The 23171-nt window shown below is 41.2% G+C and carries 21 protein-coding genes; 19 read left to right on the top strand and 2 right to left on the bottom strand.

Annotation, left to right across the window (positions count from 1 at the left end):
• Nucleotides 1-17 precede the first annotated feature (17 nt).
• The gene (locus H5185_RS05280; protein WP_182698829.1) at nt 18-1385 is read right to left on the bottom strand and encodes a sodium:alanine symporter family protein; all 1368 of its coding nucleotides are present in this window, start codon (nt 1383-1385) and stop codon (nt 18-20) included.
• Between the two features lie 115 nt (nt 1386-1500).
• Between H5185_RS05280 and mioC the strand changes: the two genes are divergently transcribed.
• From mioC to glmS, 18 genes are all read left to right on the top strand, one after another.
• The gene (mioC, locus tag H5185_RS05275; RefSeq protein WP_182741546.1) at nt 1501-1941 is read left to right on the top strand and encodes an FMN-binding protein MioC; all 441 of its coding nucleotides are present in this window, start codon (nt 1501-1503) and stop codon (nt 1939-1941) included.
• Nucleotides 1942-2412: 471 nt separating this feature from the next.
• Entirely contained in the window at nt 2413-4302 is a 1890-nt protein-coding gene (gene mnmG / locus H5185_RS05270; protein ID WP_182741545.1) for a tRNA uridine-5-carboxymethylaminomethyl(34) synthesis enzyme MnmG, read from the top strand.
• A 112-nt stretch (nt 4303-4414) separates the two neighbouring features.
• Nucleotides 4415-5035, top strand: a complete 621-nt coding sequence (rsmG, locus tag H5185_RS05265) for a 16S rRNA (guanine(527)-N(7))-methyltransferase RsmG (protein WP_182698831.1) — start codon at nt 4415-4417, stop codon at nt 5033-5035.
• A 61-nt stretch (nt 5036-5096) separates the two neighbouring features.
• Nucleotides 5097-5885 carry a ParA family protein gene (locus tag H5185_RS05260; RefSeq protein ID WP_182723702.1) on the top strand — a complete coding sequence of 263 codons (789 nt, stop codon included), beginning with the start codon at nt 5097-5099 and terminating at the stop codon, nt 5883-5885.
• 9 nt (nt 5886-5894) lie between these two features.
• Nucleotides 5895-6776, top strand: a complete 882-nt coding sequence (locus tag H5185_RS05255) for a ParB/RepB/Spo0J family partition protein (RefSeq protein WP_124016584.1) — start codon at nt 5895-5897, stop codon at nt 6774-6776.
• Nucleotides 6777-7001: 225 nt separating this feature from the next.
• Nucleotides 7002-7385 carry an ATP synthase subunit I gene (locus H5185_RS05250; RefSeq protein ID WP_124016769.1) on the top strand — a complete coding sequence of 128 codons (384 nt, stop codon included), beginning with the start codon at nt 7002-7004 and terminating at the stop codon, nt 7383-7385.
• Between the two features lie 12 nt (nt 7386-7397).
• Nucleotides 7398-8192, top strand: a complete 795-nt coding sequence (atpB, locus tag H5185_RS05245) for a F0F1 ATP synthase subunit A (RefSeq protein WP_124016585.1) — start codon at nt 7398-7400, stop codon at nt 8190-8192.
• Between the two features lie 65 nt (nt 8193-8257).
• A complete protein-coding gene (atpE, locus tag H5185_RS05240; RefSeq protein ID WP_011639455.1) occupies nt 8258-8509 on the top strand; it encodes a F0F1 ATP synthase subunit C in 252 nt (83 codons plus the stop codon).
• Nucleotides 8510-8546: 37 nt separating this feature from the next.
• A complete protein-coding gene (atpF, locus tag H5185_RS05235) occupies nt 8547-9017 on the top strand; it encodes a F0F1 ATP synthase subunit B (protein ID WP_124016586.1) in 471 nt (156 codons plus the stop codon).
• Between the two features lie 16 nt (nt 9018-9033).
• A complete protein-coding gene (atpH, locus tag H5185_RS05230; protein WP_182723703.1) occupies nt 9034-9567 on the top strand; it encodes a F0F1 ATP synthase subunit delta in 534 nt (177 codons plus the stop codon).
• Nucleotides 9568-9581: 14 nt separating this feature from the next.
• Nucleotides 9582-11123: a F0F1 ATP synthase subunit alpha gene (gene atpA, locus H5185_RS05225; protein WP_124016588.1), complete on the top strand. Its 1542-nt coding sequence runs from the start codon at nt 9582-9584 to the stop codon at nt 11121-11123.
• Between the two features lie 53 nt (nt 11124-11176).
• Entirely contained in the window at nt 11177-12037 is an 861-nt protein-coding gene (atpG, locus tag H5185_RS05220; RefSeq protein ID WP_182698832.1) for a F0F1 ATP synthase subunit gamma, read from the top strand.
• A 35-nt stretch (nt 12038-12072) separates the two neighbouring features.
• Entirely contained in the window at nt 12073-13464 is a 1392-nt protein-coding gene (atpD, locus tag H5185_RS05215) for a F0F1 ATP synthase subunit beta (protein ID WP_011639450.1), read from the top strand.
• A 36-nt stretch (nt 13465-13500) separates the two neighbouring features.
• Nucleotides 13501-13929: a F0F1 ATP synthase subunit epsilon gene (locus tag H5185_RS05210; RefSeq protein WP_124016591.1), complete on the top strand. Its 429-nt coding sequence runs from the start codon at nt 13501-13503 to the stop codon at nt 13927-13929.
• A 151-nt stretch (nt 13930-14080) separates the two neighbouring features.
• Entirely contained in the window at nt 14081-15445 is a 1365-nt protein-coding gene (gene glmU / locus H5185_RS05205; protein WP_182741544.1) for a bifunctional UDP-N-acetylglucosamine diphosphorylase/glucosamine-1-phosphate N-acetyltransferase GlmU, read from the top strand.
• A gap of 260 nt (nt 15446-15705) precedes the next feature.
• Nucleotides 15706-17799, top strand: a complete 2094-nt coding sequence (locus H5185_RS05200) for a TonB-dependent siderophore receptor (RefSeq protein WP_182741543.1) — start codon at nt 15706-15708, stop codon at nt 17797-17799.
• 172 nt (nt 17800-17971) lie between these two features.
• On the top strand, nt 17972-18742 hold the full coding sequence (locus tag H5185_RS05195) for a DeoR/GlpR family DNA-binding transcription regulator (RefSeq protein WP_182723706.1): 771 nt from the start codon (nt 17972-17974) through the stop codon (nt 18740-18742).
• 33 nt (nt 18743-18775) lie between these two features.
• Complete coding sequence (glmS, locus tag H5185_RS05190) at nt 18776-20605, top strand: glutamine--fructose-6-phosphate transaminase (isomerizing) (RefSeq protein WP_124016595.1); 1830 nt, start codon at nt 18776-18778, stop codon at nt 20603-20605.
• Nucleotides 20606-20952: 347 nt separating this feature from the next.
• Here the strand turns inward: glmS and H5185_RS05185 are convergent, their stop codons facing one another.
• On the bottom strand, nt 20953-21450 hold the full coding sequence (locus H5185_RS05185; protein WP_124016596.1) for a fasciclin domain-containing protein: 498 nt from the start codon (nt 21448-21450) through the stop codon (nt 20953-20955).
• A gap of 587 nt (nt 21451-22037) precedes the next feature.
• On the opposite strand from H5185_RS05185, the gene H5185_RS05180 reads away from it, so the two are divergent.
• Nucleotides 22038-23171: DUF4397 domain-containing protein (locus H5185_RS05180; protein ID WP_182741542.1), on the top strand; the 1134-nt coding region annotated here is incomplete at its 3' end.

The raw sequence follows: 23171 nt of genomic DNA, 5'->3' as shown, positions 1-23171 counted from the left end.
TTATCTCTATAAATACCCTAATGACTTTTTTCTAAGCGAGAAAAATAATCTTTTGCTGCAGCCCTAACCTTAGGTGCCAGCAATAAAGCAGACGTCATAGTCGGTATTGCCATTAACGCGTAAGCGGCATCAATAATGTTAACAATTTCTTGCAAGCTAGCCGTTGCGGCAAACAAAATGGCTAATAAATAAAAGTATTGGTAAAAACGGATACGTTTACGCCCAAATAGAAACGCAAAACACTGACCACCATAAAATGCTTGGGTAAATATGGTACTAATGCTGAAAAATATCACACATAAAATAAGTAAATACGGCCCAACACCAGGCATAGTAATTTCAAAAGCTTGCGCCGATAAATTAACCCCTTCAGCTTCAGTACCTTGCCACACACCCGAGATTAAAATAATCATAGCAGTGGCAGTACAAACCAATAGAGTATCAATAGCAGGGCCTAACATGGCCACTAAGCCTTCTTTAACTGGTTCATTGGTTTTGGCACTACCATGAGCCATAACCTCAGTGCCTATCCCTGCCTCGTTTGAGAATGCAGCACGACGAATACCAATTAGCATAGTCCCTAAAATACCGCCACCTACTGAATTTAATGAAAAAGCCTCGGAGAAAATAAGACTAAAATATCCCGGTATTTGCTCAATATTTGTCACAATGACATACGCAGCGCAGCTCATGTAAATTAAGATCATTAATGGCACAACTTTAGATGCTACTGTCGCGATCCGCTTAATACCGCCTAAAATCACGCTGGCAACAATCACCATCACCACAATACCTAAGCTTAAATCGAGCCAAAAAGTGGATTGATCGGCAGGAAAATGACCTGGTTTAACAAATACCCATTCACGAATGATCTGCACTAATTGATTAGAATTGAATAACGGAAAGTTACCAATTAAACCAACAACGCAGAAAAACACGGCTAAAAAATGCCATTTTTTACTCAATCCTTGGGTAATGATGTACATAGGACCACCCTGCACATCACCATTCTCATCTTTACCGCGGTACATAATGGCTAAGGTACAGGTAAAAAACTTGGTTGCCATACCAACAATAGCGCTAATCCACATCCAAAAAATAGCCCCTGGGCCACCCACCATAATGGCAACAGCGACACTACCAATATTGCCCATTCCCACGGTACCAGCCATGGCACTGGATAACGCCCCAGCATGACTAATATGACCTTCGGCGCCATCATCAGGATACTTGCCCCTAACGACATTAATCGCGTGACCTATATAGCGAAAAGGCACAAATCGAGAGTAAATAAGGAAGAATAACCCGCCGCCGACGAGTAAAATAAGCATGTGTGGACCCCATGCAAGGTCGGCAAATTGTTTAGTTATTTCAGCAATATTCATTAAAACCTGTTGTTATATTGTTAAATAGAGCTTAAGAAAATACTGATATTAACTACACAGCGCAATGAAAAATAAACGTAAAATAGATGAATAAATTTAATCATTGGAAATCAACATGACAAAAATAGCATTATTAGTAGGCACAACATTAGGCGGTTCAGAATATGTTGCCGATGAAATGGCAGCTCAACTTACTCAGTTAGATCATCAAACAGAGGTATTTATAGAGCCAAATTTGGATGAATTAGCTGATTTTTCACTGTGGATCATTGTCTGTTCTACTCATGGAGCTGGCGCTCTCCCCGATAATATCGTGCCTTTTTATCAACAATTAATGATCGAAAAGCCCAATCTTAATCATATTAAGTTCGCATTGTGTGCAATTGGCGACTCAAGCTATGATACTTTTTGCCAAGGACCTGAGAAAATCATCGCACAACTTTTACAGCATGGATCAAATGCTATTGTGGATAAGCTCCAAATCGATGTACAACACGATCCTATCCCTGAAGAACCTGCTCTAGCGTGGTTGTTACAATGGCAGCATCTTATCTAAACACCAATAATCCCGATCTTATCTTGCATAAATCATGATCAATCCACAGATTAGATCACACTTACCCACAATATAACCTTTATAAGTATAACTTTGTGGATAAGCTATTATTTTTAGCGATCATAACTCTGTACTATTCACACTCCGATCCGCTCAATGATCACCCTTGTGGATAAGTAGCCGATCTATCCCCATGTTATCTTGAGTTTGATCGCGATCAGATCACAGGTTAGTTTTCACTTTACTATATGATTTTAATAAGGAATAAAAGTTATCAACAGAAAAGTCCGATCCTAATAATAAACATAATAAAAAGATCTATATAAAGATCTTAAGATCTATTAAGCAAACCGCATATTGATCAATCAATGAAAAATGATCGTTCACGTTAAGACAAGCAAGTGCTAAAATGATCCAATCGAAAAAAGATTAAATTCGAATTCAACTTTCTTAGCTATCAAAGGTCAGATAATGCATTTTCATGAACGGTTTGATGTAATTGTTGTAGGTGGTGGTCATGCCGGAACTGAAGCCGCACTTGCTGCTGCAAGAATGGGTTCAAAAACATTATTGTTAACCCACAACATCGACACACTTGGGCAAATGTCTTGCAACCCTGCTATCGGCGGAATAGGTAAAGGCCATTTAGTTAAAGAAATTGATGCTTTGGGCGGTGCAATGGCAACAGCTACTGACTTTGCAGGCATTCAATTTAGAACATTAAATTCAAGCAAAGGTCCAGCTGTTCGTGCAACACGAGCCCAAGCAGACAGAGCTTTATATCGCCAAAAGATCCAAAGTATTTTACAGAACCAAGTTAACTTACGTATTTTTCAACAAGCTGTAGACGATTTAGTTGTTGAAAATAATAAAGTTATTGGTGTAGTGACTCAAATGGGACTAGTATTTGAAGCGCCAGCGATCGTATTAACAACAGGCACATTTTTAAGCGGCAAAATTCATATTGGAATGCAAAATTACAGTGGTGGTAGAGCGGGTGATCCTCCAGCCATTGCGTTAGCAAATCGATTACGTGAATTAAATATACGTGTTGGTCGCTTAAAAACCGGTACACCACCACGTATCGATGCCAATAGCATAGATTTTTCACAAATGACCGAACAAAAGGGTGATACACCATTACCAGTTATGTCATTTATTGGTGATGTCAGCCAACATCCAAGACAAATTTCATGTTTTATTACTCATACCAATGAGAAAACTCACGATATTATTCGTGGCGGATTAGATCGCAGCCCTATGTACTCTGGCGTGATTGAAGGGATCGGACCCCGTTACTGTCCATCAATTGAAGATAAAATTCATCGTTTTGCAGATAAATCGTCACATCAGATCTTTATTGAGCCAGAAGGCTTAAGCACTAATGAGATCTATCCAAACGGTATCTCAACCAGTTTGCCATTTGACGTACAGTTAAATTTAGTTCGATCAATTAAAGGTATGGAAAACGCTGAAATTATGCGTCCAGGCTATGCGATTGAATATGACTATTTTGATCCTCGCGATCTTAAAAACTCATTAGAAACTAAGGCCATTGAAGGACTTTATTTCGCAGGTCAGATTAATGGCACTACAGGCTATGAAGAAGCAGGTGCTCAAGGCTTACTTGCAGGTATGAACGCATCACTACAAGTTCAAGGCAAAGAAGCATGGTGCCCTCGTCGTGATCAAGCTTATCTTGGCGTACTAGTAGATGATTTATCTACTTTAGGCACTAAAGAACCGTACCGCATGTTCACCAGCCGCGCAGAATATCGTTTGTTACTTCGTGAAGATAATGCCGATTTACGCTTAACAGAAAAAGGCCGTGAACTTGGATTAGTTGATGACAATCGCTGGGCATCATTTGTTACCAAGAGAGAATCAATTGAATTAGAACTTCAGCGTTTACGCGGCCAATGGGTTCACCCTAACTCACCTTTGCTTGAAGTACTTAATCCACAATTAAATACGCCTATTTCACGTGAAGCATCATTTGAAGACCTACTTCGTCGTCCGGAAATGGATTATACCAAGTTAATGTCTCTGGAAGGTTTTGGACCTGGACTAGAAGATCCTCAAGCAGCTGAGCAAGTACAAATTCAGGTAAAATATTCGGGTTATATTCAGCGTCAACAAGATGAAATTGATAAAGCTATTCGTCATGAAAGCTCACTATTACCACTTGATCTAGATTATCAAGAGGTCCCTGGTTTATCTAATGAAGTGATCGCAAAATTGAATAACCATAAACCCGATACTGTCGGACAAGCATCACGGATCTCAGGGATCACTCCTGCAGCAATCTCAATTTTGTTAGTTCATTTGAAAAAAAGAGGTTTATTGCGAAAAATAGCCTAAAACAGATCATTTTTTCAAATCAATAACACAAGGGAAGCCATAAGGCTTCCCTTAGTGCTTTTACGGCTTCATAATAACTGCCGTCTTTATAACGTAACTTACGAGGCTTTCTGTGTTATCTGCCCAACTTAAATCCTATTTAGCTGAAATGAATATGTCGGCCACTGAATTACAACAAAAACAATTAATAGGTTTTGTTGAAATGCTTAATAAATGGAATAAGGCTTATAACCTCACCTCCGTTCGCGATCCTGAGCAAATGTTAATCCGCCATGTTATGGACAGTTTAACCGTTTCTCCTTATCTTGAAGGGCAGCGTTTTATCGATGTGGGAACCGGTCCTGGTTTACCAGGGATCCCATTAGCCATTATGAATCCAGATAAGCAGTTTGTATTACTCGATAGTTTAGGTAAACGGATCCGTTTTCAGAAGCAGGTTCAGTTCGAGTTAAAAATTAATAACATCACTTCAATAGAAAGTCGTGTTGAAGCTTATAATCCTGATATTAAATTTGACGGAGTATTAAGCAGAGCATTTGCATCTATTCAAGATATGCTCAGTTGGTGTCACCATTTACCAACTGAAAAAGGCACTTTTTATGCATTAAAAGGCCAGTTAAATCAGCAAGAATTAGACGACATGCCAACAGGATTTTCGTTGGTAGAAACCATAGTATTGCATGTACCAAAGTTAGATGAACAGCGACATTTATTAAAAATTGCTAAGCAATAAATCGCATTTCTTTCGCTAATAAAGCTAACCGGACATCAATAATTAAAGACAGGATGACATTGTGGGTAAAATCATTGCCGTAGCCAACCAAAAAGGTGGCGTTGGAAAAACAACAACTTGCGTTAATTTAGCCGCATCACTTGCCGCCACAAAGCGTAGAGTGTTGTTGATCGATTTGGATCCGCAAGGTAATGCGACTATGGGCAGTGGTATCGATAAGTATGAAGTCGATAACACAGCTTATGAATTATTAGTCGAAGAAAAACCCTTTGCTGAGATTGTGATTAAAAATACCGTTGGAAAATATGATTTGATCGCAAGTAATGGTGATGTTACTGCGGCAGAAATTAAATTGATGGAATTTTATGCTCGTGAAATACGTTTACGTAATGCATTAGCGCCAATCAAAGATGATTACGATTATATTTTCATCGACTGCCCGCCATCGCTCAATATGCTTACCGTGAATGCTATGTCTGCTGCAGATTCAGTACTTGTGCCAATGCAATGCGAATATTATGCCCTAGAAGGTTTAACGGCATTGATTGATACCATTACTAAGCTAGGCGCCATGGTCAACCCAACCCTGAGCATAGAAGGTATTTTACGCACTATGTATGATCCGCGTAATCGTTTATCTAATGATGTATCTGATCAACTCAAGCAACATTTTGGCGATAAAGTATATCGTACCGTCATACCGCGAAATGTTCGTTTAGCCGAAGCCCCTAGTTTTGGTGCACCTGCCATGTATTACGACAAATCGAGTGCTGGCGCTAAAGCTTATTTAGCCCTAGCGGGTGAAATTATCCGTCGTGCAGAACAGCAAACTCAACCAAAACAAGCGTAGGATATAAAAATGACTTTAAAAAAGCGCGGTTTAGGTAAAGGCTTGGATGCCTTATTAAGCCACAGTAATGCCGCTAGTCGTAAAAGTGATCAGGCTGAAGAACAGCAATCTACTCCGCTAAGTGACTTACTCCACCTCGATCTTGACTTATTACAGCCCGGTAAATATCAACCTCGTAAAGATATGTCGCCAGAAGCATTAGAAGAACTGGCTGAGTCTATTCGTGCTCAAGGGGTGATACAACCGATAGTGATCCGTAAAATTTCTGAAACTCATTATGAAATTATTGCCGGTGAACGCCGTTGGCGTGCTGCTCAATTAGCTAAATTAAATAAAGTCCCGTGTATTGTTAAGCAAGTGGCTGATGATGCCGCGGTCGCTATCGCGTTAATTGAAAATATTCAGCGTGAAGACTTAAATGCAATGGAAGAAGCGATTGCATTACAACGATTACTTGAAGAATTTGAATTAACTCATCAACAAGTTGCTGATGCTGTAGGTAAATCTCGTGTAAGTGTGTCTAATTTATTACGTTTAAATAGCCTTAATGAGCCTGTTAAACGTTTGTTAGAGAATGGTGATATCGACATGGGCCATGCGCGTGCGTTATTGGCATTAGAGGGTGATGAACAGACAAATTTAGCTCGATTAGTGGCTTCTAAAGAAATGACTGTTCGAGAAACTGAACGATTAGTGAATAAAGCCTTAAATCCGACTAAAGACGCCGAAACACCAGCTAAAGATCATGATGTTAGCCGCTTAGAACAAGAGTTAATTGAAAGACTCGGTGCCAAGGTTGCCATCAATCATGGCAGTAAAGGTAAAGGCAAAATTGTAATAAATTACCAGAATCTTGCTGAATTAGACGGAATTTTAAATAAAATCCGATGATTTGTGAATCAAACCAATTTCATTAGTAAGTTTGTGACAGAGCTCTAATTTTTGTTTTCGATAATTTAGCGCCGAATAGTGTGCAAAATCGTCGTTTTACTATCATCAAAGTTGCAAACAAAGCGCGAAAAGGTATACTTTGCAGGCTTTTTGAATCTTAAGGCTAGTTTAATATTTTAAATTTAACATTAGGACCGCGAAAAGCAATAATGCGGAGATATGAAGTTGGGTAATGTTTTAGCGCGTCGTGGCAGGTTAGCAGCCTATAAATTAGTGCTGGTACAAGCTATCGTCGCGAGTATTATTTCAACACTATTTTTCGTTATGTGGGGAGCACAGTATGGCCTATCTGCACTTGCAGGTGGTGTAATTGCTGTACTTCCTAATTTTGTATTCGCAACCCTAGCTTTCTCACATAGTGGAGCAAGCTCTGCAGCAAAAGTGATTAAAAGCTTTTACTGGGGGGAAGCGGTAAAGATGCTGTTGACCATTGGATTATTTTCGTTAGTGTTTATCAATATGAAAGTCGGTTTTATGCCGCTTTTTACCTGTTACTCATTAGCGTTAGTTGTACATTGGATAGCACCTTTATATTTCAAGCAAAGTTAAGTGGGATGAATCATGGCTGCAACTGGTGAAGCGTTAACACCGCAGGGCTATATCCAACATCACCTTACCAATTTAAGTGTTGGTGAAGGGTTTTGGACTTGGCACATTGATTCGTTGCTCTTTTCGGTTGGGCTTGGAATGTTGTTCTTATGGCTGTTTTACCGTGCCGGCAAAAATGCGACAACAGGCGTTCCTGGCAAATTTCAATGTTTTGTTGAGATGATTGTTGAGTTCGTAGATAGCAGTGTGAAAGAAACTTTTCACGGCCGCAATCCTGTTATTGCACCTTTAGCTCTGACAATTTTCGTCTGGATTTTCATGATGAACTTCATGGATATGATCCCAGTCGATTGGTTACCTGCATTAGCTTCGTTAGCTGGTGTGCCATACCTAAAAGTTGTTCCGACTACTGACGTTAACATTACCTTCAGCTTAGCTCTTGGTGTGTTTGTGCTGATTATTTATTACAGCATTAAAGTCAAAGGTGTTTCAGGTTTTGTTAAAGAACTAACATTTCAGCCTTTTAACCATTGGGCAATGATACCCGTCAACTTATTATTAGAAACAGTGACTCTAGTTGCGAAGCCGATTTCATTGGCTCTACGACTATTTGGTAACTTGTACGCTGGTGAGTTGATATTTATCCTTATTGCATTGATGTACGGTTCTAACGTGGCGTTATCTGCTCTAGGTGTAGGATTACAACTAGGTTGGTTAATTTTCCATATTTTAGTTATTACTTTACAAGCATTTATTTTCATGATGTTGACTATTGTTTATTTAAGCATGGCACATGAAGATCATTAAGGGTAACCGAAAAATTTTTTGACCTAAATCATTAATAACAACGATTTAGAATATTGGAGATAGATATGGAAACTGTATTAGGAATGACGGCTATTGCTGTTGCTCTACTTATTGGTATGGGTGCATTAGGAACAGCTATCGGTTTCGGCCTTTTAGGTGGAAAGTTTTTAGAAGGTGCAGCTCGTCAGCCAGAAATGGCGCCTATGTTACAAGTTAAAATGTTCATCGTAGCGGGTCTTCTAGATGCCGTAACTATGATTGGTGTAGGTATTGCGCTATTTATGCTATTTACTAACCCATTGGGTGCAATGCTTTAACTAACGCTTCTGTCTTTAATCTAACTAGGAGGCTGTTGTGAATTTCAACGCTACCCTATTCGGTCAGACGGTTGCCTTTATTCTCTTCGTGTGGTTTTGCATGAAGTTTGTATGGCCTCCGTTGATGAATGCCATCGAAGAACGCCAGAAGAAAATTGCTGATGGTCTGGCGGATGCCGGCCGTGCAGCAAAAGATCTAGAGTTAGCACAAATTAAAGCTACTGAGCAACTAAAAGAAGCAAAAGTAACTGCCAACGAAATTATTGAGCAAGCTAATAAGCGTAAGGCTCAAATCGTTGATGAAGCTAAAGTTGAAGCACAAACTGAGCGAGCTAAAATTATCGCCCAGGGTCAAGCAGAAATTGAAAACGAACGTAATCGCGTGAAAGACGACCTGCGTAAGCAAGTTGCTTCTCTAGCCATCATTGGTGCAGAGAAAATTCTTGAACGTACGATTGATCCAGAAGCCCACAGTGACATTGTTAATAAACTTGTTGCTGAAATTTGATTAAGGGAGTTGAGTTATGGCTGAATTAAGCACCATCGCTCGCCCTTACGCAAAGGCAGCTTTTGATTTTGCTGTTGAGCATAAAGCAGTAGATAGTTGGACAGAAATGTTAACTTTCGCTTCATTGGTGAGTGAGAACGAATCAATCAAGCCACTGCTAAATGGTACTCTCGCGAGTACACAACTAGCTTCACTGTTTATTAAAGTATGCGGTGAGCAAGTCAATGAGCAAGGTCAAAACCTGATAAAGGTAATGGCTGAAAACGGTCGTTTAGGGATACTGTCAACAGTATCGCTACTTTTTGCTGAATACCGTAATGAGTGGGCAAAAGAAGTTGAGGCCGATGTGGTTTCTGCTACTGAGCTAAGCTCTGAGCAACAGCAGCAAATTAGTGTTTCTTTAGAGAAACGTCTCGCACGCAAAGTTAAGCTGAATTGCAGCATCGACGCATCGCTTATTGGCGGTGTAATTATTAAATCAGGCGACCTAGTCATTGATGGCTCGGTAAGCGGTAAGTTATCGCGTTTGTCTGAAAAGCTGCAGTCGTAATTGGGAGTTTGAGCATGCAACTGAATTCCACTGAAATCAGCGATCTGATTAAGCAGCGGATCGAGCAGTTCGACGTCGTTAGTGAAGCTCGCAACGAAGGTACTATCGTTGCAGTAAGTGACGGCATCATTCGCATTAACGGCCTAGCCGATGTAATGCAAGGTGAAATGATCGAACTGCCTGGTGGCTGTTTTGCAATCGCGTTGAACTTAGAACGTGATTCTGTCGGCGCCGTAGTGATGGGACCTTATGCTAATTTAGCAGAAGGTGATAAAGTTAGAACCACTGGTCGTATTCTTGAAGTACCGGTGGGTCGTGGTCTACTTGGCCGCGTTGTTAACACTCTAGGTGAGCCTATTGATGGAAAAGGACCTATCGACAACGATGGTTTCTCTCCTGTTGAAGTAATTGCCCCTGGTGTTATTGAACGTAAGTCAGTATCACAACCAATCCAAACTGGTTATAAAGCCGTTGATGCCATGATCCCTATTGGTCGTGGTCAACGTGAATTGATTATTGGTGACCGTCAGACTGGTAAAACAGCGATGGCTATTGATGCAATTATCAACCAGAAAGAATCAGGCATTAAGTGTGTCTATGTTGCTATTGGTCAGAAAGCTTCTACCATCGCAAACGTAGTACGCAAGCTTGAAGAACATGGTGCATTAGCTAACACTATCGTTGTTGTTGCATCAGCTTCTGAAGCTGCAGCACTGCAATATTTAGCGCCATATTCTGGTTGTTCTATGGGTGAATACTTCCGTGACCGCGGTGAAGATTCTTTAATCGTATATGATGATTTGTCTAAGCAAGCAGTTGCTTATCGTCAAATTTCTCTACTATTGAAGCGTCCACCAGGACGTGAAGCATACCCAGGTGACGTATTCTATCTACACTCTCGTTTATTAGAGCGTGCTTCACGCGTAAACGTAAATTATGTAGAAAAGTTCACTAACGGTGCAGTAACAGGTCAAACCGGTTCGTTAACCGCGTTACCTATTATTGAAACCCAAGCTGGTGATGTGTCAGCGTTCGTACCGACCAACGTAATTTCTATTACTGATGGTCAGATCTTCCTTGAGACTGACTTGTTTAACTCGGGACTTCGTCCTGCAGTTAACCCAGGTATTTCTGTTTCTCGTGTTGGTGGTGCTGCGCAGACTAAGATCATCAAGAAACTGTCAGGCGGTATTCGTACAGCACTTGCACAGTATCGAGAGCTTGCTGCGTTCTCACAGTTTGCATCTGATTTAGATGATGCAACACGTGCTCAACTTGAGCATGGTGAGCGAGTAACCGAACTAATGAAGCAAAAGCAATATGCTCCTATGAGCGTTGCTGCCCAGTCTGTGTCTATTTTCGCAGCTGAAAAAGGCTACCTTAAAGGTGTTGCTTTAAATGAAATCGGTCGCTTCGAAGCCTCTCTGCTTTCATACATGAACAGTCAACATGCTGACCTAATGAACACCATCAATGCTACTGGCGATTATAACGCTGATATCGAAGGTGAGTTAAAGGCAGGCATGGACAAGTTCATTGAAACCCAAACCTGGTAATAATGAACACGGGGTGTCATTAGGCACCTCAGGTCCCAGATTGGAGAGTAGAGATGGCCAGCGCTAAAGAGATTAAAACCAAGATCGCGAGTGTTAAAAATACTCAGAAGATCACTTCCGCTATGGAAATGGTTGCCGCCAGCAAAATGCGCAGAGCGCAAGAACGCATGGCAGCGAGCCGTCCATATGCAGAAAATATGCGTAAGGTGATCGGTCACGTAGCGCAAGGTACTCTCGAGTATAAACACCCCTATTTAGAGGTGAGAGATGCCAAGCGGGTTGGTTACATTGTTGTAGCAACCGACCGTGGCCTTTGTGGTGGTTTGAACGCTAACCTATTTAAAAAGGTTGTGTCAGACGTTAAAAAGTGGAAAGAACAAGGTGCAAATGTTGAGTTTTGCCCAATTGGTGCCCGTTCTGTTCAGTTTTTTAAAAGCTTTGGTGGTGAAATATCCGCCCATGCATCAGGTTTAGGCGACTCGCCAAAACTTGCTGATTTGATTGGCACAGTTCGTGTCATGTTAAAAGCTTACAACGAAGGTAAACTGGATCGTCTGTTCATAGTATTTAACAAATTTGTGAATACCATGTCCCAGACTCCGGTGATCGAACAGCTGCTACCTTTACCTAAGTCAGATGAAGAAGTAGCTAGTTATCCTTGGGATTATATTTACGAGCCTGATCCAAAAGAAGTATTGGATTTATTGTTAACTCGTTATGTAGAGTCTCAAGTATATCAAGGTGTTGTTGAAAATATTGCCTCTGAACAGGCTGCCCGTATGGTAGCCATGAAGGCGGCAACAGATAACGCCGGCGAAATGATCGATGATTTGCAACTCGTTTATAACAAGGCCCGTCAGGCTGCGATTACGCAAGAACTGTCGGAAATTGTTGCAGGCGCTGCAGCGGTTTAGGTTTAGGTAACGAAATCAAGTTTAGAGGATTAATCATGAGCACAGGTACTGTTGTCCAAGTAATTGGCGCGGTTGTGGACGTAGAGTTTCCACAAGATTCTGTACCTCGAGTATATGACGCTCTGAAGATCACTGGTGAAGGCGCCTGTAATGGTTTGGTGCTGGAAGTTCAGCAGCAGCTAGGTGGTGGTGTTGTTCGTACCATCGCTATGGGTTCTTCTGATGGTCTGCGTCGTGGTCTAGAGGTAGCAAACTCAGGTTCACCAATTACTGTTCCGGTAGGGGTTGCAACCCTTGGCCGTATTATGAACGTATTGGGCGAGCCTATCGATGAAGCGGGTCCTATCGGTGAAGAAGAGCGTTATGTTATTCACCGTGCAGCTCCTTCATACGAAGATCAGTCAAATTCAACTGAGCTTTTAGAGACAGGTATCAAGGTTATCGACCTTGTTTGTCCTTTCGCTAAAGGTGGTAAAGTCGGTCTGTTCGGTGGTGCTGGTGTTGGTAAAACAGTTAACATGATGGAACTGATTAACAACATCGCTAAAGCTCACTCTGGTCTTTCTGTTTTCGCTGGTGTTGGTGAGCGTACCCGTGAGGGTAACGACTTCTACTACGAGATGGAAGATTCAGGCGTATTAGACAAAGTAGCCATGGTTTATGGTCAGATGAACGAGCCTCCAGGAAACCGTTTACGCGTAGCGTTAACTGGCCTGAGTATCGCTGAAAAGTTCCGTGACGAAGGTCGTGACGTATTGTTGTTCGTGGACAACATTTATCGTTACACCTTAGCCGGTACTGAAGTATCTGCACTATTAGGTCGTATGCCTTCTGCGGTAGGTTATCAGCCAACACTAGCTGAAGAGATGGGTGTTCTTCAAGAACGTATCACTTCAACTAAGTCTGGTTCGATTACTTCTGTGCAAGCAGTATATGTACCTGCGGATGACTTAACTGATCCGTCACCAGCCACAACCTTCGCTCACTTAGATGCGACTGTTGTATTGTCTCGTCAAATTGCTTCTTTGGGTATTTACCCAGCGGTTGACCCATTGGATTCGACTTCACGTCAGTTAGATCCACAGGTTGTTGGCCAAGAGCATTATGATGTTGCAAACGGTGTACAAACTGTATTACAGCGTTATAAAGAGCTGAAAGACATTATTGCTATCTTGGGTATGGATGAATTGTCAGATGATGACAAAACCATGGTATTCCGAGCGCGTAAGATTGAGCGTTTCTTATCTCAACCTTTCTTCGTAGCAGAAGTCTTTACTGGTTCTCCTGGTAAGTACGTTTCTCTTAAAGACACTATTCGTGGCTTTAAGGGTATCTTGGATGGTGAGTTCGATCATATCCCTGAGCAAGCGTTCTACATGGTTGGTTCAATCGATGAAGCTGTCGAGAAAGCTAACAAAAAGAAATAACTAGGCCGTAAAGCTTAGTTCTTTAAGGAGAACTTGATGGCAGCCAAAACAGTCCAACTTGATATTGTTAGTGCAGAAAACAGCATCTACCACGGCCAAGTTAGCTTCTTTGAAGTTACTGGTGCTGAAGGTGAGTTAGGTATTATGCCTAACCATGTTGCGTTACTGACAAAAATCAAGCCTGGTATGGCGCGCTTTATCAAGCAAGATGGTAGTGAAGAAGTGTTGTATCTATCAGGTGGTTTACTTGAAGTACAACCTACTGCAATTTCAGTACTTGCTGATGTAGCATTACGTGCCGATGATATTGATGAGAAAGCTGCTTTAGAAGCCAAAGAACGTGCTGAGCAAGCAATTGCCAACGCCGGAGTTGACTTCAATTATGAAGCCGCAGCAATCGAATTAGCCAAATCTTTGGCTCAATTACGTGTTGTTGAATGCATCAAGAAAAATATCACCAGATAATCTGATTATTTGACGCTTAAAAGGCGACTCTTTATGAGTCGCCTTTTTTATTGCCTATTATCGGCTAATTAACCCCCTGCCTGTTTTCCCTTTTGACCATATTCCGTTAAAATGAGCGCAAATCTATATCGGTTCATTAAAGGAATGCTCAATGTCGTTAAATGTTGTGATCTTAGCTGCAGGAAAAGGAACTCGGATGCGCTCAGATCTCCCAAAGGTTCTGCATCCTATTGCTCATAAAAGTATGGTGCAACATGTGATAGACACTGCCAATGCCTTAGGATCAGATGCTATTCAGTTAGTGTATGGTTATGGCGCAGATAAATTACAAACAGCACTTGGCGAGCAAGCATTAAACTGGGTATTACAGGCTGAACAACTGGGTACCGGCCATGCGGTTGCCCAAGCAAACCCGAATATTAACGATAACGATACAGTATTAATCCTTTACGGTGATGTACCACTTATTCAGCAATCAACCTTAGAAGCATTATTAGCTGCACGCCCTGTGAATGGCTTGGCTATTTTGACTGTTAATTTACCTAACCCAAGCGGATACGGTCGCATAGTGCGCGAACAAGGCAGCGTCGTCGGAATTGTCGAGCAAAAAGATGCTAACGCTGAACAGCTAGCCATAACCGAAGTGAACACAGGTATAATGGTTGTGCCGGGTAAGCAGTTAAAAGCCTGGTTAAATCGTTTATCGAATAATAATGCTCAAGGTGAATACTACCTTACCGACATCATTGCCATGGCAAAGGCTGATGGCGTTGAAATTAGCACATCACAGCCACAATCGGCTATCGAAGTTGAAGGCGCTAACAATCGCGTGCAACTTGCCCAATTAGAAAGAGCTTATCAAGCTCGTGCTGCTGAAAAACTGATGCTCGACGGTGCTAATCTCCGCGATCCTGCGCGTATTGATATTCGCGGCGATGTGACTGTTGGTATGGATGTGATGATAGATGTTAACGTTATTTTTCAAGGTAAAGTAACCCTAGGTAACAATGTGACAATCGGCGCAGGTGCTATTTTGATTGATTGCGACATTGCCGATAATGCAGAAATTAAACCTTATACTATTGTAGAAGGCGCTAAGCTTGGACAAGCCGCGAGTGCAGGACCTTTTGCCCGTTTACGCCCAGGGGCAGAGCTTAAAGAAGATGCTCATATAGGTAACTTTGTCGAAATTAAAAAGAGTGTATTAGGTAAAGGTTCTAAAGCTGGTCACTTAGCCTATTTAGGTGATGCACACATTGGCGCTGGCGTGAATATCGGTGCCGGTACAATTACCTGTAACTATGACGGTGCCAATAAGTTTATTACTACCATTGAAGATGGCGTATTCGTCGGCAGTGATACTCAGTTAGTAGCACCTGTTACCATAGGCAAAAATGCCACTCTAGGGGCTGGATCAACCATAACCAAAGATGTTGCTGAAAATGAACTGGTGATTACTCGCGTTAAACAGCGCCATATTACTGGTTGGCAGCGTCCGATAAAAATTAAAAAATAACGGTTAACTCAAATATAATCAAGCGGCCATGAGCCGCTTTTTTATTATTTATACATTTTTTATATGAAAATTATACTGAAAAAAGGTTTGTTATAAGTTTGATTTATGTTAATTAAATGTTCTTAATTGACTGGTTTTAAATGAATTTATAGCTATGTCACAAGTAAGTGTAAATTTTTCACAAATAAGTTTAAATAAAAACAATTCTCATTTATATTCCCCTCAATTGTTAGACTGAAAGTCTTATTGAGGAGTTGGTCATGGTATTTAAATATTCAGTTATAGGTTTGGCGGTTGGTTCAGCATTAATGGCGATGCCAGTTGTGGCAGAAGTGTCGAGTGACGCTAACATAGAGCGCATTAATGTGACCGGTCGTACCTTTAACGATTATAAAGTTGCTACAGCATCTGGCGCTATGCGCGGTGATATCGACTTAATGGATACCCCACAGTCGGTTAATGTTATCCCTGATTTTGTTACCGATGAACAATTAGCTACTAACCTTGCTGAAGTATTAGTTAACGATTCCAGCGTGACGGCAGGAACGACACGCTGGAACCGCCAAGTCTTTAGCATCCGTGGTTTTGAGTTAAATTCGGGTAATGGTTATCTGATTAATGGCCACCAGCAATGGTCTCACTATGTACAACCTATTGAAACGCTACAGCAAGTTGAAGTGCTGAAAGGTCCTTCTAGTATGTTGTATGGCCAATCTGGTCCTGGTGGTTTAGTGAATATGGTCACTAAAAAGCCAACTTATGATTCTATGCTTGATGTGGGTATAGACACAGATGGTTACGGTTCTACCCGTGCGCAGATCGATGCGGGAGGAAGTTTAAATGATGCCCAAAGTATTCGTTATCGTGGAGTGTTAGTTAAGCAAGACACAACATATTGGCGTGAATATTCAACCACCGAAGAAAATCAAGAACGCGATCGTTGGTTAGGTTATCTTAATATGGAATTTGACTTAACTGATGATGTATTACTGTCAGTGAAATACGATCACACTCAAGATAAAGCCGGTATTGATGCCGGTGGTTGGTTAGATAAACAAGGTAATGTCATTGGCGAACGTAAAACCGTTTGGGATGCGCCTTGGGCCTTTACCGATAATACCGTGTCAAACTTAGGTGCCGATCTGACTTGGCATATGAGTGACAACTGGAAAGTCAAAGCGGGCTATAACGATCAACAATTCAATCGCCAACGTTTTGACTCAGCGCCACAATACACCACAGATCCTCTTAGTAATGGTTATAGCATTAAACCATTCGATCGTTATGATGACTGGCAACATAAAACGGCTTATGTAGATTTTACAGGCGAGTTTGATTTTGCCGGAGTTCAACATCAGTTATTAATTGGCGCAAATTACCTAGATTATTTTTATCAGCAACAGATCCAACGTGGTAAAGCCCAAACCGTGACTCCTGGGCAGCCTGTTATTAAGCCTGATCTTGATTACCATTCAAGTGTTAAAGGTGATCCTAGCGAATACAAATATTATGGCTTCTATTTGCAAGATTTAATGACGCTTAATGAACAATGGAAGCTGCTTACTGGTGTTCGTTACGATGAGCAAAAGAAAGACGGTTTAGGCCAGAACAGTTATGCGCTATCGCCTAAGTTTGGGGTGATTTACTCGCCCATGGAAAATGGCAGTGTTTACCTAAACTATTCAAAAAGTTTTACCCCGCAAGGTGCTGTTAATAATCCATTTGATGTTAACGATGAACTGGATTTAAAACCTGAATATGGTATTCAGTATGAAGTTGGTACTAAGTGGGAACTGTTCAACGATAGCTTATTACTGACCGCGGCTGTATTTGATATCACCCTTGAGAATATTACAATATCTGAAGTACTCCCGACTCCAATAGGTTCCTATACTGATATTACGACTCAAGGTGGTGAGCAGAAGCATCGTGGATTTGAAGTGGGCGCTCAAGGCCAGATAAGTGACAATTGGTTTATGACATCTTCCATGATGTACCTTGATGCTGAATATCACACTGGCGATGAACGTGAAGGTAAAACGCCTGTTGATGCGCCAGAATGGTCTGCCAATATCTGGACCCGCTACCAAATGAACGAAGATTTTGCGCTGAATTTTGGTGCTATCTATGTTGGCGAGCGTTTTGCCAATACCGATAACAGTATTCGCAAAGACGGCTATGTTCGTTTTGACATTGGTGCCGCTTACACTATGGATGTTATGGGTAAAGACGTAAGCGTACGTGCAAATGTCAGAAACTTATTTGATACCGATTATATTGAAGGTGGTCAATATAATATGGTGACTATTGGTCAAGAGCGTAACTTCAGTGTTGCCGCAGAGGTTAAGTTCTAATATGGCTAGTTAACGCTAACTTATCTTAATTAGTTCATAAAAAGCCTCTGCATATTTCAGAGGCTTTTTTGTACATTTATTTCAACTTTTGAGTTATAAGATCTAGATAAAGTTTCATTTGATGCTAAAATACCTTTCGTTTCGAAACTTATGCGGAAAGTAGTTAATTTAAATGACTAAACGTAACACCCAACAACGTCGCCATTCGATCATTAAATTGGTTAATGAGCAAGGCGAAGTCAGTGTCGACGAACTGGCTAATTTATTTGCCACTTCCGAAGTTACGATCCGTAAAGATTTGGCTATGCTTGAAACCCATGGATTATTGTTACGACGCTATGGTGGCGCCGTGCCTTTACCACAAGAAATGACCCAAATAGCCAACGAAAACCTGTCTTTAAATAAACAAGCTATTGCTGCTAAAGCCGCTGAGCTGATCCGCGACCATAATCGGATCATCATTGACAGTGGCAGTACCACATCAGGCATCATTCAACAGCTTAATGGTAAGCATGGTTTAGTGGTCATGACCAATTCATTACAACTGGCCAATGCTATTCATGAACTTGAAAATGAGCCGACATTATTGATGACCGGTGGCACCTGGGATCCCCATTCCGAGTCTTTTCAAGGTCAAGTGGCTGAGCAGGTTTTACGTTCATATAACTTCGACCAACTGTTTATCGGTGCCGATGGTATCGATCTTAACCGCGGCACTACCACGTTTAACGAGCTAACTGGCTTGAGTAAAGTGATGGCAGAAATGTCGCGTGAAGTGGTGGTACTACTGGAATCTACCAAAATTGGTCGACGAATCCCTAATCTTGAGCTGCCCTGGGAAGTGGTTAATGTCTTAGTTACCGACGACAACATTACCCAAGAAGCCGTTAACACTATTTCAGCACATGGCGTCAGAGTCATTCTCGCGCCATACGCTAAGTAAACAAATTAAATTAAAACAGTAAAGGAAACTAACATGTGTGGAATCGTAGGCGCTGTTGCGCAAAGGGATGTTGCAGAAATTTTAGTCGAAGGCTTACGCCGTCTTGAATATCGTGGTTATGACTCAGCAGGTATTGCTGTCATTCATCAAGGTGAGCTAAGCCGTACTCGCCGTGTAGGTAAAGTACAAGAGTTGTCATCTGCACTTGAGATCACCCCTCTAAGTGGTGGTACCGGTATTGCTCACACTCGTTGGGCAACACACGGTGAACCAACAGAGCGTAATGCACACCCACATTTATCTGAAGGTGATATTGCCGTTGTTCATAACGGTATCATTGAAAACCACAGTAAATTGCGCGAGAGATTAAAAGGTTTAGGTTATGTGTTCTCATCAGACACAGATACCGAAGTGATTTGTCATCTTGTTCATCATGAATTAAAAACAGCCGCGAGCTTATTAGTAGCAGTTCAAGCGACGGTTAAGCAACTTGAAGGTGCCTATGGCACAGTTGTTATCGACCGTCGTGATAGCGAACGCATGGTTGTTGCCCGCAGTGGTAGCCCATTGGTTATAGGTTATGGTCTGGGTGAAAACTTTGTTGCCTCAGACCAACTTGCATTGTTACCGGTAACGCGTTCATTTGCATTTTTAGAAGAAGGTGATGTAGCAGAAATTACCCGTCGTCAAGTTAACATTTTTGATGTTAATGGCAACGCTGTTCAGCGCGAAATGAAAGAGTCTGAAGTGACTCATGATGCCGGTGACAAAGGTGAATACCGTCACTACATGTTGAAAGAGATTTACGAGCAACCAACTGCGATTGCGCATACTTTAGAAGGTCGTATTGCGGGTGGTAAAGTATTAGATTCAGCTTTTGGTGAAAATGCCGCTGAATTTTTAAAAGACATTAAACACGTGCAAATTATTGCTTGTGGTACCAGTTATCATGCTGGTATGGCCGCGCGTTACTGGTTAGAAGACTGGGCTGGCGTATCATGTAACGTCGAAATTGCATCTGAGTTCCGTTACCGTAAGTCGCACCTGTTCCCAAATAGCTTATTAGTGACGATTTCACAATCTGGTGAAACAGCAGATACTTTAGCGGCAATGCGCCTAGCAAAAGAAATGGGCTACAAAGCCACTTTAACTATCTGTAACTCTGCAGGTTCATCGTTAGTTCGTGAATCGGATATGGCTTACATGATGAAAGCAGGCGTAGAAATTGGTGTCGCATCAACCAAAGCCTTTACTGTGCAACTTGCTGGCTTGTTAATGTTAACCACCGCTATTGGCCGTCATAATGGCATGTCTAGTGAAATGGAAGCGGCTATTACTCAAAGCTTGTTATCAATGCCAGCTAAAGTGGAGCAGGCGCTTGGCTTAAATGATGCTATTGCTGAATTAGCAGAAGACTTTGCTGACAAACAGCATGCATTATTCCTAGGCCGTGGTGATCAATACCCAATCGCGATGGAGGGTGCATTAAAACTCAAAGAGATTTCGTATATTCACGCCGAAGCCTATGCCTCTGGCGAACTAAAGCACGGCCCATTAGCCTTGATTGATGCTGATATGCCAGTGATTGTGGTTGCGCCAAACAATGAGTTACTCGAAAAGCTTAAATCAAACGTTGAAGAAGTGCGCGCCCGTGGTGGATTGATGTATGTGTTTGCCGATGTCGATGCAGAATTTGAGTCAGACGACACAATGAAAGTTATCCAGGTTCCCCATTGTGATGCGTTCATGGCACCATTGATCTACACCATTCCATTGCAGTTACTGTCATATCATGTGGCATTAATTAAAGGTACTGATGTAGACCAACCTCGCAATTTAGCAAAATCAGTTACGGTTGAGTAAAGCTTTGATTTAAATTTAATTTAACGGCTTCTTAGGAAGCCGTTTTTATTGGCTATAACACTGTAATAAAATAATTGATCATTTTAATTGTGAATCTGTCTATCTCTATGTTAATTATCGGCAAAGGGTAAAGTCACTAACATTGCCAATAATGCTATTTAACGAGGATGAGGTTTATATCAATTGGATAAAATAAATTTACCGGCTAATGTGTAAAGTGAACATCATCGCTTTTGACATCAAGATGATAATTTTAATTGACCATTACAGTGTCGGTGAGATTGCATTTTTATAAATGAAAAATCAGGGGCGTGACATAAAACCAACGCCCCATCATTACTTAGCGATTACTTAGGTAACAGTACGGTATCAATTACATGGATCACACCGTTGCTAGCTTCAACATCTGTCATGATTACTTGTGCATTATTTACCATAACATTACCGTCTTTTACTTCAATGGTAACAGCTTGTCCTTCAACGGTAGTTGCGCTATCTAGGTTAACTACATCAGCAGCCAGCACTTTGCCTGAAACAACATGATAAGTTAGTACTGCAACAAGTTTATCTTTGTTTTCTGGTTTAAGAAGCATTTCTACTGTGCCTTCAGGCAACTTTGCAAACGCATCATCTGTTGGCGCGAATACTGTAAATGGACCCTCACCTTTTAATGTTTCAACAAGTCCTGCTGCTTTCACTGCTGCAACGAGAGTATTAAACGAGCCATTTTCAGCAGCGACATCAACGATATCTTTTTTCATACCATGATGCTCTGCATAAGAAACTGACGAGAACGCTAAACTAGCAAGGATAATAGCGATGATTGTAGTGAATTTATTTAACATTATACTTTCCTTTTTTGAGTGCATACCATTTTTGAGTTCAGCATTAGTTACGCATTCGTTAATTAATGAGATCAGTTTTTGTTTTAATAAACTAACGGGGTGAACTTGCAAAATAGTCGGTACTAAAAGATCAAGCTACGCTTCACAGCATCAAGCTCGTCGATAACAACATTTTATTTTAATGTGTAAAGTAGACTTGCGTGGTAAGTAGAGTTACATCAATGATTGATATTTTTACAGTTTAATTGTGTCAGTGATAGGTGATTAACTAATTGATAGTAATGTTTATGTTGGTTTTTTGTGGTGAAGTTAATAAGTCTAAACGTTAGGCTAGCAGTATTAACACTTATTACCTTCCGTTCTCTATAATGATGTTTGCGATATTGTGCCGCGATTATTTTCATCATAGTCAGCATTCTTTTTAAAACAGCCAGTGCTAAATTATTATTTGTGCATATTTTATATTGGCATCAAATATTTATATCTTTTTATCTAAAAAGTTAATTATTTGTGTGTATTTTTTTTGAACCAGCAAATAAATCACCCCGTATAGAAATCGGTCACAATACTTAATGAGGATTTCTAAAATGAAACGGATTTACCCTTTTGCACTGTGTGTTTCTTTAATTGGTTTAACAGCCTGCTCTGACGACGATGATGTCATGGTTGTTGATCCTGTAGAGCCAGAAATTTCATTCGTACGTGTTATTCATGCAGGTAGTGATGCACCATTAGTGAATGTTGTCGCTAATGGAAATGCATTACTGTCGAAGGTGGATTACGCCATGTCTAGTGATCTAATCCAAGTATCATCGGCGACTTACGATATTAGCGTTGATGCTGTTTTGGCCGATGGTAACACTGCAACCGTGCTCGAAACATCTCTTGATGCGCAAAGTGATATGGAATATACCGCAGTGGCATTAGGGTTAGTGACTAATGACACCCTAAATCTAAAACTGATTGCAAACCCAATAATGGACATTGCTACTGGTTATGCCAGAGTACAAGTTCTGCATGCTGCACCTGCAGCGGGCAATGTTGATGTTTATGTTACCGCCCCTGATGCAGATATTAGCGCTATGACTCCAACATTATCTGCAAACTATTTAGATGTAAGTTTGCAAATTGAGGTAGCTAATGGTGACTATCAAATTCGTATTACCGCATCAGGAATGAAAGATGTGGTATATGACTCAGGTACGGTTGCCTTAGCCGATATGCAAGATTACTTTATTAGCGCGATCCCTAATACCTGGTCTGGTGATTCACCAGTAGCATTACAAGTGTCGCTACCAGAAGGGCAAGTAATCTTAAATGATGTCAACAGCGGCGCAGATTTACGTGTTGTTCATGCTGTTGCTGACGCGCCTGCGGTGGACGTATTTGTTGACGAAGCAGTCACTCCAGCAGTTAACATGTTGTCTTTTGGTGAGGTAACGGGCTATGTCAATCTTGCTGACGGTACACATACAGTAACTGTTGCTGCGGATGCCGATAACAGTGTTGTGGTGATAGATAAGGCCGCCGTCGACTTAGATCTTGGTAAAAGTTATAGCACCTTAGCGGTAGGATCATTAACCGATAGCATGATTGAACCACTGGTGCTAGTTGAGCAAACTCGTCGCGTAGCGACTGAGGCAAAGTTAACTGTTACCCATGCTGCATATTCAGCACCAGAAGTTGATGTTTATCTTACTGCTTCTGCTGATATTACCGAT

This window comes from Shewanella sp. SG44-6 (assembly GCF_014164185.1).
GTDB classification, from domain to species: Bacteria; Pseudomonadota; Gammaproteobacteria; order Enterobacterales; family Shewanellaceae; genus Shewanella; species Shewanella vesiculosa.
Note: the sequence above shows the minus strand (reverse complement) of the source record. Positions and strands in the feature narration are given on the sequence as shown.

Excerpts from the sequence above, each read along its gene's own strand:
- H5185_RS05280 (WP_182698829.1), bottom strand. The coding sequence starts at position 1,385 with ATGAATATTGCTGAAATAACTAAACAATTTGCCGACCTTGCATGGGGT.
- mioC (WP_182741546.1), top strand. The coding sequence starts at position 1,501 with ATGACAAAAATAGCATTATTAGTAGGCACAACATTAGGCGGTTCAGAA.
- mnmG (WP_182741545.1), top strand. The coding sequence starts at position 2,413 with ATGCATTTTCATGAACGGTTTGATGTAATTGTTGTAGGTGGTGGTCAT.
- H5185_RS05255 (WP_124016584.1), top strand. The coding sequence starts at position 5,895 with ATGACTTTAAAAAAGCGCGGTTTAGGTAAAGGCTTGGATGCCTTATTA.
- atpB (WP_124016585.1), top strand. The coding sequence starts at position 7,398 with ATGGCTGCAACTGGTGAAGCGTTAACACCGCAGGGCTATATCCAACAT.
- atpE (WP_011639455.1), top strand. The coding sequence starts at position 8,258 with ATGGAAACTGTATTAGGAATGACGGCTATTGCTGTTGCTCTACTTATT.
- atpH (WP_182723703.1), top strand. The coding sequence starts at position 9,034 with ATGGCTGAATTAAGCACCATCGCTCGCCCTTACGCAAAGGCAGCTTTT.
- atpA (WP_124016588.1), top strand. The coding sequence starts at position 9,582 with ATGCAACTGAATTCCACTGAAATCAGCGATCTGATTAAGCAGCGGATC.
- atpG (WP_182698832.1), top strand. The coding sequence starts at position 11,177 with ATGGCCAGCGCTAAAGAGATTAAAACCAAGATCGCGAGTGTTAAAAAT.
- atpD (WP_011639450.1), top strand. The coding sequence starts at position 12,073 with ATGAGCACAGGTACTGTTGTCCAAGTAATTGGCGCGGTTGTGGACGTA.
- H5185_RS05210 (WP_124016591.1), top strand. The coding sequence starts at position 13,501 with ATGGCAGCCAAAACAGTCCAACTTGATATTGTTAGTGCAGAAAACAGC.
- glmU (WP_182741544.1), top strand. The coding sequence starts at position 14,081 with ATGTCGTTAAATGTTGTGATCTTAGCTGCAGGAAAAGGAACTCGGATG.
- H5185_RS05200 (WP_182741543.1), top strand. The coding sequence starts at position 15,706 with ATGGTATTTAAATATTCAGTTATAGGTTTGGCGGTTGGTTCAGCATTA.
- H5185_RS05195 (WP_182723706.1), top strand. The coding sequence starts at position 17,972 with ATGACTAAACGTAACACCCAACAACGTCGCCATTCGATCATTAAATTG.
- glmS (WP_124016595.1), top strand. The coding sequence starts at position 18,776 with ATGTGTGGAATCGTAGGCGCTGTTGCGCAAAGGGATGTTGCAGAAATT.
- H5185_RS05185 (WP_124016596.1), bottom strand. The coding sequence starts at position 21,450 with ATGTTAAATAAATTCACTACAATCATCGCTATTATCCTTGCTAGTTTA.